We start from the raw sequence: 15,964 nt of genomic DNA, 5'->3' as shown, positions 1-15,964 counted from the left end.
TGGTGCCCCCCCGCGCCGCCTGCGGCGTCACCCCCCAGGGGGCGGCGCTGGCGGCCCGGCAAAGCCGGTTCCGCGGCGCCCTCGGTTTGCTTCCCGTCGCTCCTCCGTTTTTCTCTTTTTTCCTATGACCGCTTCTACCGCCCCTGTTGTTTCGTCCATGCGTGTGATCCCGGTGGCGGGGCGTGACGGCATGCTGCTCAACCTCTCGGGCGCACACGCGCCCTTCTTCACGCGCAACATCGTCATCGTCACCGACAACGCGGGCCACACCGGCCTGGGCGAGGTGCCGGGTGGCGAGAAGATCCGCCAGACGCTGGAGGACGCGCGAGCGCTGGTTGAAGGCCAGACCGTCGGCAACCTGCAGGCGATCCTCAACGCCATGCGCACCCAGTTTGCCGACCGCGACAGCGGCGGGCGCGGCCTTCAGACCTTTGACCTGCGCACCACCATCCACGCCGTGACGGCCGTGGAGTCGGCCCTGCTGGACCTGATGGGCCAGCACTTGGGCGTGCCGGTCGCGGCCCTGCTCGGCGAAGGCCAGCAGCGCGACGCGGTGCAGATGCTGGGTTACCTGTTCTTCGTGGGTGATCGCACCAAGACAGACTTGCCATATGTCGATTCGGCCAGCGAACCGGACAACGCCGACGACTGGTGCCGCCTGCGCCACGAGAAGGCGATGACGCCCGAGGCCGTGGTGCGCCTGGCCGAGGCCGCGCAAAAGCGCTATGGCTTCCAGGACTTCAAGCTCAAGGGCGGCGTGCTGAGCGGCGACGAAGAAGTGGAAGCCGTGACGGCCTTGCACCAGCGTTTCCCCGAAGCCCGCGTGACGCTGGACCCGAACGGCGGCTGGCTGCTGAAAGACGCGATCCGCCTGGGCGAAAAAATGCGCGGCGTGGTGGCCTACGCCGAAGACCCGTGTGGCGCCGAAGACGGTTTCAGCGGCCGCGAGGTGATGGCCGAGTTCCGCCGCGCCACCGGCCTGCCCACCGCGACCAACATGGTCGCCACCGACTGGCGCCAGCTGGCCCATTCTCTGGCGCTGCAGAGCGTGGACATCCCCCTGGCCGACCCGCACTTCTGGACCATGGCCGGCAGCGTGCGCGTGGCGCAGACCTGCCGCGACTGGGGCCTGACCTGGGGTTCGCACTCCAACAACCACTTCGACATCTCGCTGGCCATGTTCACCCACGTGGGCGCGGCTGCGCCGGGCAAGGTGACCGCCATCGACACGCACTGGATCTGGCAGGACGGCCAGCGCCTGACGAAAGACCCGATGAAGATCGAAGGCGGCTACGTGCAGGTACCGAAGAAACCCGGCCTGGGCATCGAGATCGACATGGCCGAGGTCGAGAAAGCCCACCAGCTCTACCTGCAGCACGGCCTGGGTGCGCGCGACGACGCCATGGCCATGCAGTACCTGATCCCCGGCTGGACCTTCGACAACAAGCGACCGTGCTTAGTGAGATGACCCCCCGCGCCGCTTCGCGTCACCCCCCAGAGGGCGATGCCTGTGGCCCGGCGAAGCCGGTCCCACGGCATCCCCGCTAAAGCCTTGCACGCCGGAAACACCGCCATGAGTCCCTCAGCCCCCCGCACCATCCTTATCCACCCGGCCGACAACGTGGCCGTGGTGGTCAACGACGGCGGCCTGCCCGCCGGCACCGCCTTGCCCGGCGGTCCCACGCTGGTGCACGCCGTGCCGCAGGGCCACAAGGTCGCGCTGACCGACCTGCCCGCCGGCAGCGCCGTGCGCCGCTACAACGTGGTGATCGGCCACACGGCGGTGGACATTCCCGCCGGCGGCTGGGTCAACGAACAGCGGCTGGTGATGCCCGCCGCGGTGTCGCTGCAGGGCTTGCCCGCGCCCACACCGCCCGCCGATCTGCCGCCGCTGGGCGGATACACCTTTGAGGGCTACCGCAACGCCGACGGCAGCGTGGGCACACGCAACCTGCTGGCCATCACCACCACCGTGCAGTGCGTGGCGGGTGTGCTGGACGTGGCGGTCGAACGCATCAAGACCGAGCTGCTGCCGCTCTACCCCCACGTGGACGGCGTGGTGGGCCTGGAGCACACCTACGGCTGCGGCGTCGCCATCGACGCGCCCGACGCCATCATCCCCATCCGCACCCTGCGCAACATCGCGAGCAACCCCAACTTCGGCGGCGAGGTCATGGTGCTGAGCCTGGGCTGCGAGAAGCTGCAGCCCGAGCGGCTGTTGCCGCCGGGAGCCATCCCGATCAGCGACCAGCGCGGCAGCGAACTCGACGTGGTCGTGCTGCAGGACGAGGCCCATGTGGGCTTCATGTCCATGATCGACAGCATCCTCCGGCAGGCCCGCGTGCACCTGGAGCGCCTGAACCGCCGCCAGCGCACCACCTGCCCCGCGTCCGACCTGGTGGTGGGCGTGCAGTGCGGCGGCAGCGACGCGTTTTCCGGCGTCACGGCCAACCCGGCGGTGGGCCACGCCACCGACCTTCTGGTGCGCGCCGGCGCGACCGTGATGTTCAGCGAGAACACCGAGGTGCGCGACGCGGTGGACCAGCTCACGCGCCGCGCGGCGACGCAGGACGTGGCCGACGCCATCGTGCGCGAGCTCGGCTGGTACGACGCCTACCTGGCGCGCGGCCAGGCCGACCGCAGCGCCAACACCACACCCGGCAACAAGAAGGGTGGCCTCTCGAACATCGTCGAGAAGGCCATGGGCTCCATCGTCAAGAGCGGCAACGGCCCGATCCACGGCGTGATCGCGCCCGGCGAGAAGGTGAAGCAGAAGGGCCTGATCTTCGCCGCCACGCCCGCGAGCGACTTCATCTGCGGCACGCTGCAGCTCGCCGCCGGCATGAACCTGCACATCTTCACCACCGGCCGGGGCACGCCCTACGGCCTGGCCGAATGCCCGGTGATCAAGGTGGCCACGCGCGACGACCTCGCCCGGCGCTGGCACGACCTGATGGACCTGAACGCCGGACAGATCGCCAGCGGCGATGCCACGATTGAAAGCGTGGGCCAGGAACTCTTCGAACTGATGCTCGCGGTCGCCAGCGGCCAGAAAACCTGGGCCGAGCACTGGAAGCTGCACAACGCGCTGGTGCTGTTCAACCCGGCGCCGGTGACATGACCCCCCCGCGCCGCTTCGCGTCACCCCCCAAGGGGGGCGGCACTGGCCGTCCGGCGGAGCCGGCCCGGCGGTGCCCTGGGGGGCATCGTTTCACACGCGCCGGCCCCATGACAACCGATCCCCGTTTTCCCCTGAAGCCGACGGCAAGACCGGCGACTTTTTCCATCCACCACGGAGATACACCATGAACCACCGCCGACAACTGATCGCCGCATCCGCACTGGCCGCTCTGAGCGCGGCCCTGCCCCAGGTCGCCCTGGCCCAGAGCGACTACCCCAACAAACCCATCAAGATCATCGTGGCCTTCCCGCCCGGTGGCACCAGCGACGTGATGGGCCGCATGGTGGCCGAGCCACTGGCCAAGGTGCTGGGCCAGCCGGTCGTGGTCGAGAACGTGGGCGGCGCCGGTGGCGTGATCGGCACCGAGCGCGGTTCCAAGGCCGCGCCCGACGGCTACACGATCATTCAGACCGGCGTGGGCCAGAACGCCGTGGCCCACGGCCTGGACCCCAACCTCAAGTACGACTCGATCAAGGACTTCATCCACATCAGCCACGTGCACAGCGGCCCCAACGTGCTGGTGGTCAACGCCAGCCAGCCCTACAAGACCCTGGCCGACCTGGTGAAGGCCGCCAAGGCCAACCCCGGCAAGCTCGACTACGGCTACACCCACGCGGCCTCGGGCCACATGGCGATGGAGCTGTTCAAGCAGACGGCCGGCATCTTCATGACCGGCATTCCCTACCGCGGCGGCGGCCCGATGATGACCGCGCTGCTCGGCAACGAAATCCCGATGATGTTCATCAACCAGGACGTGGCCCTGCCGCACATCAAGGCCGGCAAGCTGCGCCCGCTGGCGGTCTCCAGCCTGCAGCGCAATGTGCTGTATCCGGACGTGCCCACCGTGGCCGAATCCGGCTACCCGGGCTTCGAAGCGCTGAGCTGGTCGGGCATGTCGGTGCCCAAGGGCACGCCCGCGCCCATCGTGGCCAAGCTCGAAGCCGCGTTCAAGGAAGTCATGGCCATGCCCGCCATCAAACAGAAGATGGAAGGCAACGGCTTCGTGGTGCCGGTGCAGGGCGTGAAGCCCTACTCGGACTTCGTCGCCAGCGAACTGCCGCGCTGGACCAAGGTGATCAAGACCGCCGGCATCAAGCCGCAATAAGCCCAGGCATCGAACGCCCATGAGCCAGCCCGCCGACCGCATCGCCTGGATGCGCATCTCTTCGTGTTACCTGCCGCTGGCCAACCCGATCAGCGACGCCAAGGTGCTGACCGGGCGCCAGAAGCCGATGACCGAGATCGCGATGCTGTTCGTCGAACTGCAGACCGAACAGGGCCATGAAGGCCTGGGCCTGAGCTACAGCAAGCTGGCGGGCGGGCCGGGCCAGTTTGCGCACGCGCAGGAGATCGCGCCCAACCTGATCGGCGAAGACCCGAACGACATCGCGCGCCTGTGGGACAAGCTGTGCTGGGCCGGTGCGTCGGCGGGGCGCAGCGGCCTCGCCACCCAGGCCATCGGCGCGTTCGACGTGGCACTGTGGGATGTGAAGGCGCGGCGCGCGAACCTGTCGCTGGCCAAGCTGCTGGGCGCGCACCGCGATTCCGTGCGCTGCTACAACACCTCGGGCGGCTTCCTGCACACGCCCATCGACCAGCTCAAGGTCAACGCCGCGGCCTCCGTGGCGCGCGGCATCGGCGGTATCAAGCTCAAGGTGGGCCAGCCCGACGGGCGCATCGACATGCAGCGCGTGCAAGCCGTGCGCGAGCACCTGGGCGACGGCGTGCCGTTGATGGTGGACGCCAACCAGCAGTGGGACCGCCCGACCGCGCAGCGCATGTGCCGCGCGCTCGAAGGCTTCAACCTGGTGTGGATCGAAGAGCCGCTGGACGCCTACGACCACGAGGGCCACGCCGCGCTGGCGCTGCAGTTCGACACCCCCATCGCCACCGGCGAGATGCTGACCAGCGCCGGCGAACACTGGGACCTGATCCGCCACCGAGCGGCCGACTACCTGATGCCCGACGGCCCGCGCGTCGGCGGCATCACGCCCTTCCTCAAGGTGGCCGGCCTGGCGCAGCACGCGGGCCTCATGCTGGCTCCGCACTTCGCGATGGAGCTGCACGTGCACCTGGCCGCGGCCTACCCGACCGAGCCCTGGGTCGAGCACTTCGAGTGGCTGGAGCCGCTGTTCAACGAGCGCATTGACATCGCGAACGGCCGCATGCTCGTGCCCACGCGCCCGGGCCTTGGCCTCACGCTGAGCGAGCAGGCGCGTGGCTGGACGCGCGAGCGTGTTGAAGTGGGTGCGCGGGTCTGACGACCAGGTTCCACACGGACATGGACATCCGGCTGGACCCGCAGCGCTTCGTCGGCGAAATCGACGGCGAGCCGGTCGCCCTGTTCCGCCTGCGCCATGCGAATGGCATGGAGGTCGCCGTCTGCAACCTCGGCGCCAAGGTGCTGCAGATCCTGGCGCCCGACCGCGACGGTGTGCTGGGCGACGTGGCCTTGGGCTATGACAGTCTGGCCGCGCTGCAGGCCGGCACACCGTCCATGGGCGCTTTCATCGGCCGCTACGCCGGCCGCATCGCGCAGGCGCGCTACACCCTGGAGGGCTCCCGCTACCCACTGGAAGCCAACGCCGGTCCACACGCCATCCACGGAGGACCGAACGGTTCGCGCCACCGCGTGTTTGCGGCGCACCAGGACGCGCCCGACCGGCTCACGTTGCGCCTGCGCTTCGATCCATCGACCGACGGCCACCCGGGCACGCTGGACCTGACGCTGAGCTACCGCCTCACCGACGACCACGCCCTGGTGATCGAACACGAGGCGGTCGCGGTCTGCAACGCCAGCTCACCTTCTCCCGCCAGCTTCACGCCCCACATCTTCTTCAACCTCGAAGGCCCGGGCGACCCCACCATTGACGGCCACCGCCTGCAGGTGAACGCTGCCGAGTGGCTGACGACCGACGCCGACAACGTGGCCATGGGAGCCCTCGCGCCACTGGAAGGCCACCCGCTGGACCTGCGTTCACCGCGCCGGCTGGGTGGCTCGGCGCCCGGCGAGCCACCGCTGGTGATCGACCACGCCTACCGGCTGAACATGGGCCGCCCCGACAAGGAGCGGCTTTGCGCCACGCTGAGCAGCGAGGCCAGCGGCCGCACGCTGCAGGTCTGGAGCACCGAGCCGGTGCTGCAGGTCTACACCGCCGACCCGCTGGGCACCGGCGCGCTGCCCGACGTGGGCAAACAGGGCGTGGTCCACCGCCCACGCGCGGGCATCTGCCTGGAGCCGCAGCAGTACCCCAACGCGATGAACTGCCCGGCGTTTCCGCTCAATCGGGTGGCGGTCGGGCGGCCGTACCGGGCGCGCACGGTCTACCGCTTCGGATGTGGTGAACCGGGCACCCAATGAGCCCTGCCCGCCACGAACGGGTTTGCAGCATCCGGTCGTACCCCGGGCTCAACCGGGACGGTGCAAGGCCACCTTGTGCAGCAACTCCAGCAGCATGGCGCGCTCCGCCTGGGACAGATGGGCCAGCAACCGGGCATCGGCCTCCAGCAGCGCCGTCATCGCGCGCGCAACCAGTGCCTCCCCCTCGTCGGTGACACCGAAGTGCTGTGAGCGCTTGTCCGTCGCACTGCGTTGACGGGACACCAGTCCACGCTGCTCCAGCTTGGACATCCACACGGTGATCGCCGGCATGCTGACCGCCAGGGCACGCGCCAGACGGGACGCGGTCACCGACGTGTTTTGCCTAATCAAGTAAAGCAAAGTGAACTCCACCTGGCCCAAGGCCAGCGGTTCTCCCGTCGCGTGGCTGAACGCGCTGTTCGTCACGATGCTGGCCTGCGCCAGCTGGTAGCCCAGCAACTGGCGCAGCGCGCCTTCGTCCAGTCGTGCTCTGGGAGTCTGGCTGTCTTTGCTGGTGGCGTGCTGCTCAACATGTTTCATCGGGCCATTATGAAACCGGCGCCGCCACCGGTTCGGTACAGCGGACGGGTCGCTGGGGATTCGGATTAACCCTGATCGCGCAATTTAGTTAATTACATAAACTACTTATGCCATCAAAGCACCGTCCAAAAACGGCCTCGAAACCCCTTTCCTCCCGAGGAGACTCCATGCCCCGACGTTCCAGATACCCGGCGTGCACCAGCGCCGCCATGGCGGTTGCCACCTTGTTGACGGCCTGCGGAGGCGGCGAAAGCACGCCCGCTGATGACAAGGCCCTCCCCCGCACCGCCGCCAAGCCCCCCCCCAACTGGCCGCAGCGACCGGCGCGCAATTCACCGGTGACTGCGCCAGCCTGCCAACCTCCCTGGCGGGACTGGCCAACACCCAGATCACGGCCGCGGTGACGGTGGCAGCCGGCGCCCTGACCGTGGGCGCCCAACCCGTGCCGGAACACTGCCGGGTCACTGGCAAGGTGCACGAGCGCGTCAGCGCGGTGGATGGGAACACTTATGCGGTCGGCTTTGAAATGCGCATGCCCAAGAACTGGAACGGTCGCTTCCTGCACCAAGGCAATGGCGGCATCGACGGTTCGGTGAGAGACGCGCTGGGCGCCACCGGCGGTGGACCGCTGACCCATGCCCTGGCGCAGGGTTTTGCCGTATTGAGTTCGGATGGCGGCCACAGTGGCGGCGCACCCTTCTTCGGCATTGATCCACAGGCCCGCCTGGACTACGGCTATCAGGCCGTCGGCAAGCTGACCCCCATGGCCAAGCAGGCCATCGAGCTCACTTACGGCAAAACACCTGACCGCTCCTACTTCGCGGGCTGCTCCAACGGCGGTCGCCACGCCATGGTCGCGGCGGCGCGCTACTTCAACGACTACGACGGCATCTTGGCGGGGGCCCCCGGCTACAACCTGCCCCTGGCCGCCACCGCCAACCTGGCCGGTGCCCGCGAATACGCCAAGGTGGCCACGGTGTCGCCCGTGACCAACAGCACCGAACTCGCCACCGCAGTGACCAACACCGAGCGCGCACTGGTTGCCAGCCGGGTGCTGGCCAAGTGCGATGCACTGGACCTCGCCAGCGACGGCCTCGTGCAGGACGTGGACGCCTGCCAGAAGGTGTTCAACCTGGCCGACGATGTGCCCACCTGCAGCGGTGCGCGCGACGGCACCTGTCTGACCACGGATCAGAAGACCGTGTTGAAGACGATCTTTGACGGCCCCAAGACCAGTGATGGCAAGCTGATCTACTCCAGCTTCCCATACGACACCGGTTTTGGGGCTTCCGGCGTGCCTGCCTGGGAGTATGTGGCAGCCATGGACCGGGACAGCGGCGCCTTGGGCTTCATCTGGCAGATCCCACCGGCCAACCCGGTCGGCTTCAGTGGTGTGAACTACGCGCTGAACACCGACATCGACGCGCTCTACGCCAACCTGTTCAGCAGCAACGGCACCTACACCGAGTCGGCCATGTCTTTCATGACCCCGCCCGACCCCACCAACATGCAGGGTCTGCGCAACCGTGGCGGCAAGGTCATGGTCTATCACGGCGTGGGCGACCCGATCTTCTCGGTCAATGACAGCGAGACCTGGTACAAGGGCGTGCTGCGGAACACGGGCGACAACTTCGCACGCTTCTACCGCGTGCCTGGCATGGGTCACTGCGCGGGCGGCCCGGCCACCGACCAGTTCGACATGCTGACCCGGCTGGTCGACTGGGTGGAGCGGGGGAAGGAACCCGACGCGATCGTGGCCTCTGCGCGCGGCGTCGGCAATGCCGGTGGCGTGAACACCGAAGTGCCCACCGACTGGGCCGCGGACCGCACGCGTCCGCTCTGCCCCTATCCGAAGGTCGCCCACTACAAGGGCAAAGGCAGCCTGGAAGTGGCCAGCAGCTTCGTCTGCCGGCCGCCACACGCGGGACCCCGGCCGGATTCCGACCACCACCGGTAGCCCTCGGCACATCGGCGCTCAGGCGCCGTGTGAGGGCTGCAGCAGCGGCACGCGGTTGATCGCCATCGCCGCGGCCGCTGTGCGCGTCTCCACGCCCAGCTTGGCGTGGATGCGCTCCAGGTGTTTCTTGACCGTGGCCGGACTGGATCCGAGGATGTCGCCGATGTCGCGGTTGATCTTGCCTTTGACCACCCAGTACAAGACCTCGGCCTCGCGCGCGGTCAGGCCGAAGGACTGAGCCAGGGCTTCGAGAACGGCCGCGTCCGAGGTTTCCTGCATCACGATCAGCCAGTCGCCGCCCTCGCCCGGGGCTTCCACCGCCTCGGCGCCGTCCTGGTCGCCCACGCGCTGGTGCAGGCGGAAGGTGAGGCGGCGCGGGCCCTGCTCCAGCGTGAGCCGCGGCGGCTCGCGCTGGGCCTGGGCGTCGCCCAGGTGGCGGCGCAGCCATTGCAAAACCTCGGGCGGCGTGTCGGGCGCCACCGTGCCGCAGTAGCGCTGCAGCAGGTCGCGCGCCAGCGGGGTCTGCCACATGAGGCGACCGTCGCGCTCGCGCACGGTGATCGTGGCGTAGCCGAAGGCGTCGAGCGCGTAGCGTGCCTGCCGGCGCTCCACCGCGCCCTGGCGCGCGTGGCGCGCCGAACGCAGGTGCACGCCCATGCGGGCCATCACCTCGCGCGGCTTGATGGGTTTGGTCACGTAGTCCGCGCCGCCCGCGTCGAGCGCGGCCACCAGGTGTTCGGTCTCGGTGAGGCCGGTCATGAAGATGATGGGAATCTGGGCGGTGGCCGGGTCGGCCTTGAGGCGGCGCGCCACCTCGAAGCCGTCGATGCCGGGCATCACCGCGTCGAGCAGGATCACGTCGGGCAGGGCCTGCGTGGCGCGGCGGATCGCGGCCTCGCCGTCGAGCGCCACCAGCACGGTGTAGCCCGCTTCGTCGAGCGCGTCGTGCAGCGGCGCGACGTTGTCGGGCACGTCGTCCACGATCAGCACCACCAGCGCGGCGCTCAGGTGCTCGCGGGGTGGCTCGGGCAGGGAGAGGCGGTTCATGCAGGGCTCATGGGGTCAAGGTAGGGATCAGGTTCATGGCACGCCGGGCACAGCAGGCGCCGCGCCGTGCGCCATCAAGCGCTGCTCGATCACCTCAAACCGGAACTCGCGCGCGAGCGTGCGCAGGCCCTGGGCGAAGTCGGCCTGCTCGGGGCGCTGGCGCACCCAGTCGTCGAGCCAGTTGACGATGCCCTTGTAGTAACCCAGGCGCACCAGCTCCAGCAGCGGCGCCAGCTCGGCCGCGCTGCTGGCGGCGGGCGCCTGGGGCAGCGCACGTGGCCCGGTCGGCGTCACGGTGTCGCCCCGGGTCCATTGCAGGCCCAGGCGCTGGCCCAGCCAGGTCAGCAGGTCTTCGCGCCGCACGGGTTTGACGAAGAAGTCTTGCGGGCTGTGGCCGAGGTCGTTGTCCAGGCCCTTGTCAAACGCGTTGGCCGAGACGATGGCCAGCGGCACATGGCCCCAGCCGCGCGCGCGCAGGCGGCGCAGCGTTTCCCAGCCGTCGATGCCGGGCATGGCGAGGTCCATGAAGATGGCGTGGGGCGCGCCATCGCCCGCCGGGTTCAGCGCGTCGACGATGGCCAGCGCGTCGTGGCCGCTGGTGGCGAGCAACACCTCGAAGCCCAGCGGCTGCAGCCAGCGCGCGATGAGCTCGCGGTCGCTCTCTTCGTTGTCCACCACCAGCACGCGACGGCGCTCGCCCTCGTAGGCCGTGATCGACGGCGCCACCGTCTCGCGCCGCACCACGGCGCCGTGCAGCTCGGGCAGGAACAGGCGCACGCTGAACACCGCGCCTTCGCCCAGGGTGCTGCGCACGGTCATTTCGCCGCCCATGAGGTCGGTCAACATCTTGGCGATGGTCAGGCCCAGGCCGGTGCCGGTGCTGCCCACACCGGAGGTTGCGGCCGCCTCAGCCTGGCCGCGGGCGAAGGGCTCGAACACCCGGTCGAGCTCCTGCTCGGCCATGCCCGGTCCGGTGTCGTGCACCTCGAACACGGCCATTTCGCGTGCGTGCGTCACGCGCAGCCGCACCTCGCCTTCGCGCGTGAATTTCACCGCGTTGCCCAGCAGGTTGATGAGGATCTGGCGCAGGCGCTTTTCGTCGGCACGCACGGCGTCGGGCAGGCGGTTGCCGGTCTCGAAGACGAAGCGCAGGCCTTTGGCCGCCGCCTGCAGCTCGAACATGCTGGCCACCTCTTGCATGGCGTTGGCAAAGGCCATGGGCTTCACGTCGAGCGCGAGCTTGCCGGACTCGATGCGCGCGATGTCGAGCGTGCCTTCGATCAGCGAGAGCAGGTGCTCGCCGCCGCGGTGGATGACCTTGATGGCCTGCGCGCGGTGCGGCGCCATGTCGCTGTCTTCCTGCAGCAGCTGGGCGTAACCGAGGATGCTGTTGAGCGGCGTGCGCAGCTCGTGGCTGATGGTGCTGATGTAGCGGCTCTTGGCCTGGTTGGCCTGGTCGGCCACCTGGCGCGCGCGCTGCAGTTGCTCGTCGGTCTGGCGGTGCGAGTCGATCTCCTGCATGAGCAGGCGCGTCTGCCGGTTCGACTCTTCCTGCGCCACCTCGCGGCTCTTGTGCGCCAGCACCAGCCACCACGACACCGTGGCCGCGATCAGCAGCAGCACGGCGTAAACCCGCAGGAAACCCGAGCGCAGCGCGGCGTCGAGCAGGCTGGCGTCGGCCACCGCTTCGAGCCCCTGCCCCAGGCCCTGCACCTGCTGCCGGTACAAGAGACCGAGCACGGCCGCGAGCACCGGCGCCACCACCAGCATCAGCAGCAGGTAATGCGCCAGGCCCGCTTCGAGGTAGGGCCACATGCGCTGCGGCAGCACCTTTTGCAACGCACCCTGCCACTGTTCGGAGAGGCGGGCGTGGGGTTTGCAAAGGTCGCCACAACGCGCGTCGAGCGTACAGCAGAGCGAGCAGATGTGGCCCTGGTACGCGGGGCAGTGCGCCATGTCCGGCGCTTCGTATTCGCGCTCACAAATCACGCACTTGAGAACACCCCCCGCGCCGCCTGCGGCGTCACCCCCCTGAAGGGGGGCAACACCAGCGGCCGGGCGAAGCCCGTTCCGCGGTGTTTCTGGATGGGCTGCCCCGCTTCCGGCACAACCCTCGCAAGTGCCCTTGCTGCAGGATTGCGAGGTGCGCGCGATGTAGTAGCGCCCCCGCGTCGCCCAAGCGATCAGCGGCGACGCCACCAGCGCAGTGACCATCGCGATCACCGCCGAAAACGCCTGCGCGGTGTCGCCCATCAGGCCCATGTGGGCCGTGATCGACAGCGCCGACGCCAGGCCCATGGCACCCACGCCCACGGGGTTGATGTCGTACAGGTGGGCGCGTTTGAACTCGATGCCCGGAGGGCTCCAGCCCATGGGTTTGTTGATCACCAGGTCGGCCACCACGGCCATGATCCAGGCGATGGCGAGGTTGCTGTACAGGCCCAGCACCTCGCCCAGCGCTCGGAACACGTTCATCTCCATCAGCATGAAGGCGATCAGCGTGTTGAACACCACCCAGACCACGCGGCCCGGGTGGCTGTGGGTGAGGCGCGAGAAGAAATTGCTCCAGGCCAGCGAGCCGGCGTAGGCGTTGGTGACGTTGATCTTGAGCTGCGACACCACCACGAACAGCGCCGTGGCCGCCACCGCCCAGCCGTAGTTCGGGAACACGTACTCGTAGGCCGCGAGGTACATCTGGTTCGGGTCCACCGCGCGGTCGGGCGGCACCATGTGGCTGATGGCCAGGTAGGCGAGCAGCGCGCCGCCCAGCATCTTGAGCACGCCCAGGATCACCCAGCCCGGCCCGCCGGCCAGCACGCCGGCCCACCAGCGCCATGCCCGGCCTTTTTCGGGCGCCGGCATGAAGCGCAGGTAGTCGGCCTGCTCGCCCATCTGTGTGATGAGCGCGATGCCGACGGTCAAAGCAGCACCAAACAAGTGCCAATCAAAGTCCACACCCGCACCAGATTCGCCACCGTAATGCACCACATTGGAGAATGCACCGGGATCGAGCGTCCACACCGCCGCGAAGGGCACGAGCATCATCACCAGCCAGAGCGGCTGGGTCCAGACCTGGAAGCGGCTGATGACCGACACGCCGTAGGTCACGAGCGGGATCACCACCAGCGCGCAGATCAGGTAACCCCAGGCCGGTGGGATGTCCAGTGCGAGCTCCAGCGCGTAGGCCATCACCGCTGCTTCGAGCGCGAAGAAGATGAAGGTGAACGAGGCGTAGATCAGCGAGGTGATGGTCGAGCCGATGTAGCCGAAGCCCGCGCCGCGCGTGAGCAGGTCCATGTCGACGCCGTAGCGCGCGGCGTAGATGCTGATGGGCAGGCCGGCCAGGAAGATGATGAGCCCGGTGACCAGGATGGCGAGCGCGGCGTTGACAAAGCCGTACTGCACCAGCAGCGTGGCACCCACGGCTTCGAGGATCAGAAACGAGGCCGCGCCGAACGCGGTGTTGGCCACGCGCCATTCGCTCCACTTGCGAAAGCGCTGCGGCGTGTAGCGCAGCGCGTAGTCTTCCATGGTCTCGCTGCCGACCCAGCTGTTGTAGTCGCGGCGCACCTTGATGATGCGTTGGGGAGCCTCGCCCAAAGGTGGTGCGCTGGCTGGGACGGTGGGTTCAAGGTTCACTCTGAGCTTTGTGCAGCATTCGTGCCACGGCTGTGTTTTTCATGGGGTTCTGCGAAACTGCAAGGCCACACACCAGACACCCCCAGCATGCGACAACTCTCCCCCCAGGGTCAGCAGACCCTCAACGACATCGCACAGCGCCATGGCTTCAGTTTCGACGCCACGCTCTCCATGCTCGAATCCGTGATCAACGGCAACGGCAGCATGGCCCAGTTCAACCACCCCGAATTCAGCGGCTCGGGCCAGTGGATGCGCGGCGGCATGACCATGGTGTCGGACATGTTCAACAACCACCTCAAGGGCCGGGTCGACAACCTCTGCAGCGAGCTGTCCAACCTGATCGCCCACCAGCCCGACCTGCTGCGCAGCGGCAGCTTTCAAAGCCAGCGCCAGGGCGGCAGCCACCACAACCAGATTCAGGCGAACCATGCTGGCGACGGCGGGCAAAGCCAAAGTGACAAAGGCTTCGGCGCCAACAGCCTGTTCGTTCCGCCCGCGCCCGGCACCAGTGGCGACTGGTGGCCCGCCGACCTGCGCTGGCCCAACAGCACCGGCGCACAGAACAACGTGCGCTACGCCTACTTCGCGCAGGCGCGGCGCCTGGCGATCGAGGTCAACGGATCGGTCACGGTCTACGACACGCTGGACCACCAGATCGGCGGCTTCTCGCAGCAGCAATCGGTGGGCGGCACGCTGTCGTTTTCGAGCCAGTACGGCCTGATCGATGTGGCCAGCCTGCCTGTGGTCTCCCGCGACGGCATGGCCGTGTCAGCCCCGTCCCCGATGCCCGGGGCTTTTCAGCCCGACAACCCGCCCGACACCGGTTCGCCAGACATCTTTGCCGCCATCGAGCGCCTGGCCGGCCTGCACGCCAAGGGCATGTTGACCGACAGCGAATTCAGCACCAAGAAGGCGGAGCTGCTGGCCCGCCTCTGAGGCTCAGGGCACGGAATTTGCTGACAGATCCTCCCAACCGAACCTCGAACGTGCCATGGAACTCACCCCCCGCGAGAAAGACAAGCTGCTGATCTTCACCGCCGCCCTGCTGGCCGAGCGGCGCAAGGCGCGCGGCCTGAAGCTCAACTACCCCGAAGCCGTGGCCCTGATCTCCGCCGCCGTGATGGAGGGCGCGCGCGACGGCAAGACCGTGGCCCAGCTCATGAGCGAAGGCCGCAACGTGCTCACGCGCGCCGACGTGATGGAGGGCATTGCCGAGATGATTCCCGACATCCAGGTCGAGGCCACATTTCCCGATGGCACCAAGCTGGTGACGGTGCACGATCCCATACCGTAACCCCCCGCGCCGCGCTGCGCGCGTCACCCCCCAGGGGGCGATGCGAGTGGCCCGGCGGAGCCGGTTCCACCGCATCCTGGTGTCAGACATTTCGCGCCGACCGCCTGCTTTTATTTTGGAGCCTTGACATGAAATCGCTGCTCACGTTGTTCGCTGCCCTTGGATCTCTCCCCGCCTTCGCCCACGACGGGCACGGCCTGTTTGGCAGCCACTGGCACCCCACCGATGCCTTGGGGTTTGTGGCGGTCGGTGGGCTGATCGCGCTGGCGGTCTGGCTGTCGAAGAAGTGAGGAAGTCAGCATGATCCCCGGTGAATATTTTGTCGACGAGGGCGAACACGCCCTCAACCCCGGTCGCCGCACGCTCACGCTGGTGGTGCAGAACACCGCCAACCGCCCGGTTCAGGTGGGCTCGCACTACCACTTTGCCGAGACCAACGCCGCACTCGGTTTCGACCGCGATGCGGCGAAAGGCATGCGCCTGAACATCGCAGCCGGCACCGCCGTGCGCTTCGAGCCCGGACAACAACGCACGGTGGAGCTGGTGGACTTCGCGGGCGACCGCATCGTGTTCGGTTTTCGTGCCCTCACCCAAGGGAAGCTGAACTAGGGCGTGTTAACACTAATTGTGATTATGGCGATTGCATCGGACAATCTCGGACATGGAGATCACGCCCGAACAATTCGCCACCATTGAGCACTGCTTGCCCAGGCAGCGTGGCAACGTCAGCCTGAGCAACCTGCAAGTGGTCAATGCGATCCTCTATGTGGCCGAGCATGGCTGCAAGTGGCGCGGACTGCCCAAGCGGTTTGGCAACTGGCACACCATCTACACGCGCATGAACCGCTGGACCAAGGCCGGTGTACTTGACCGCATGTTCGAGGAGTTGCAACGCGCGCAGGTCGTGCGCATCAAGATCGAAGCGGTATCGCTGGACTCCACGAG

At 67.9% G+C, this 15,964-nt stretch carries 14 protein-coding genes; 11 read left to right on the top strand and 3 right to left on the bottom strand.

Translation table 11 applies throughout. The features are described from left to right. Positions 1-124 precede the first annotated feature (124 nt). The 5 genes from gudD to B0E41_RS05680 all read left to right on the top strand — a co-directional run bounded on the left by gudD (position 125) and on the right by B0E41_RS05680 (position 6,542). A complete protein-coding gene (gene gudD, locus B0E41_RS05700) occupies positions 125-1,468 on the top strand; it encodes a glucarate dehydratase (protein ID WP_077329830.1) in 1,344 nt (447 codons plus the stop codon). Between the two features lie 105 nt (positions 1,469-1,573). Beyond that, positions 1,574-3,121 carry a galactarate dehydratase gene (gene garD / locus B0E41_RS05695; RefSeq protein ID WP_077329828.1) on the top strand — a complete coding sequence of 516 codons (1,548 nt, stop codon included), beginning with the start codon at positions 1,574-1,576 and terminating at the stop codon, positions 3,119-3,121. A gap of 184 nt (positions 3,122-3,305) precedes the next feature. Then, the gene (locus B0E41_RS05690; RefSeq protein WP_077329826.1) at positions 3,306-4,286 is read left to right on the top strand and encodes a tripartite tricarboxylate transporter substrate binding protein; all 981 of its coding nucleotides are present in this window, start codon (positions 3,306-3,308) and stop codon (positions 4,284-4,286) included. A gap of 19 nt (positions 4,287-4,305) precedes the next feature. After that, the gene (locus tag B0E41_RS05685) at positions 4,306-5,442 is read left to right on the top strand and encodes a mandelate racemase/muconate lactonizing enzyme family protein (protein ID WP_077329824.1); all 1,137 of its coding nucleotides are present in this window, start codon (positions 4,306-4,308) and stop codon (positions 5,440-5,442) included. Positions 5,443-5,462: 20 nt separating this feature from the next. Continuing rightward, the gene (locus B0E41_RS05680) at positions 5,463-6,542 is read left to right on the top strand and encodes an aldose epimerase family protein (RefSeq protein WP_077329822.1); all 1,080 of its coding nucleotides are present in this window, start codon (positions 5,463-5,465) and stop codon (positions 6,540-6,542) included. A 48-nt stretch (positions 6,543-6,590) separates the two neighbouring features. Here the strand turns inward: B0E41_RS05680 and B0E41_RS05675 are convergent, their stop codons facing one another. Further along, a complete protein-coding gene (locus tag B0E41_RS05675) occupies positions 6,591-7,082 on the bottom strand; it encodes a MarR family transcriptional regulator (protein ID WP_253194631.1) in 492 nt (163 codons plus the stop codon). A gap of 427 nt (positions 7,083-7,509) precedes the next feature. Here B0E41_RS05675 and B0E41_RS05670 point away from each other — a divergent pair, with 427 nt between their 5' ends. Next, entirely contained in the window at positions 7,510-9,039 is a 1,530-nt protein-coding gene (locus tag B0E41_RS05670; RefSeq protein ID WP_253194629.1) for a tannase/feruloyl esterase family alpha/beta hydrolase, read from the top strand. A gap of 18 nt (positions 9,040-9,057) precedes the next feature. On the opposite strand, the gene B0E41_RS05665 is transcribed toward B0E41_RS05670, so the two are convergent. Together B0E41_RS05665 and B0E41_RS05660 are read right to left on the bottom strand one after the other, a co-directional pair. After that, the gene (locus B0E41_RS05665; protein WP_077329818.1) at positions 9,058-10,086 is read right to left on the bottom strand and encodes a response regulator; all 1,029 of its coding nucleotides are present in this window, start codon (positions 10,084-10,086) and stop codon (positions 9,058-9,060) included. A 33-nt stretch (positions 10,087-10,119) separates the two neighbouring features. Then, positions 10,120-13,617 carry an ATP-binding protein gene (locus B0E41_RS05660; RefSeq protein WP_253194641.1) on the bottom strand — a complete coding sequence of 1,166 codons (3,498 nt, stop codon included), beginning with the start codon at positions 13,615-13,617 and terminating at the stop codon, positions 10,120-10,122. A gap of 195 nt (positions 13,618-13,812) precedes the next feature. On the opposite strand from B0E41_RS05660, the gene B0E41_RS05655 reads away from it, so the two are divergent. From B0E41_RS05655 to B0E41_RS05640, 5 genes are all read left to right on the top strand, one after another. After that, the gene (locus B0E41_RS05655) at positions 13,813-14,661 is read left to right on the top strand and encodes an SHOCT domain-containing protein (protein WP_077329816.1); all 849 of its coding nucleotides are present in this window, start codon (positions 13,813-13,815) and stop codon (positions 14,659-14,661) included. 55 nt (positions 14,662-14,716) lie between these two features. Then, entirely contained in the window at positions 14,717-15,019 is a 303-nt protein-coding gene (locus B0E41_RS05650; RefSeq protein ID WP_077329814.1) for an urease subunit gamma, read from the top strand. A 128-nt stretch (positions 15,020-15,147) separates the two neighbouring features. Beyond that, positions 15,148-15,309: a hypothetical protein gene (locus B0E41_RS27045; protein WP_171984678.1), complete on the top strand. Its 162-nt coding sequence runs from the start codon at positions 15,148-15,150 to the stop codon at positions 15,307-15,309. Between the two features lie 10 nt (positions 15,310-15,319). Beyond that, entirely contained in the window at positions 15,320-15,628 is a 309-nt protein-coding gene (locus B0E41_RS05645; RefSeq protein ID WP_077329812.1) for an urease subunit beta, read from the top strand. 52 nt (positions 15,629-15,680) lie between these two features. Continuing rightward, on the top strand, positions 15,681-15,964 hold a 284-nt coding region (locus B0E41_RS05640; RefSeq protein ID WP_143433686.1), incomplete at its 3' end, for a transposase.

This window comes from Hydrogenophaga sp. A37 (assembly GCF_002001205.1).
In the GTDB taxonomy this organism is placed as follows: domain Bacteria; phylum Pseudomonadota; class Gammaproteobacteria; order Burkholderiales; family Burkholderiaceae_C; genus Hydrogenophaga.
The sequence above is the reverse complement of the archived record's forward strand: the minus strand, read 5'-3'. Positions and strand labels throughout refer to the sequence as shown.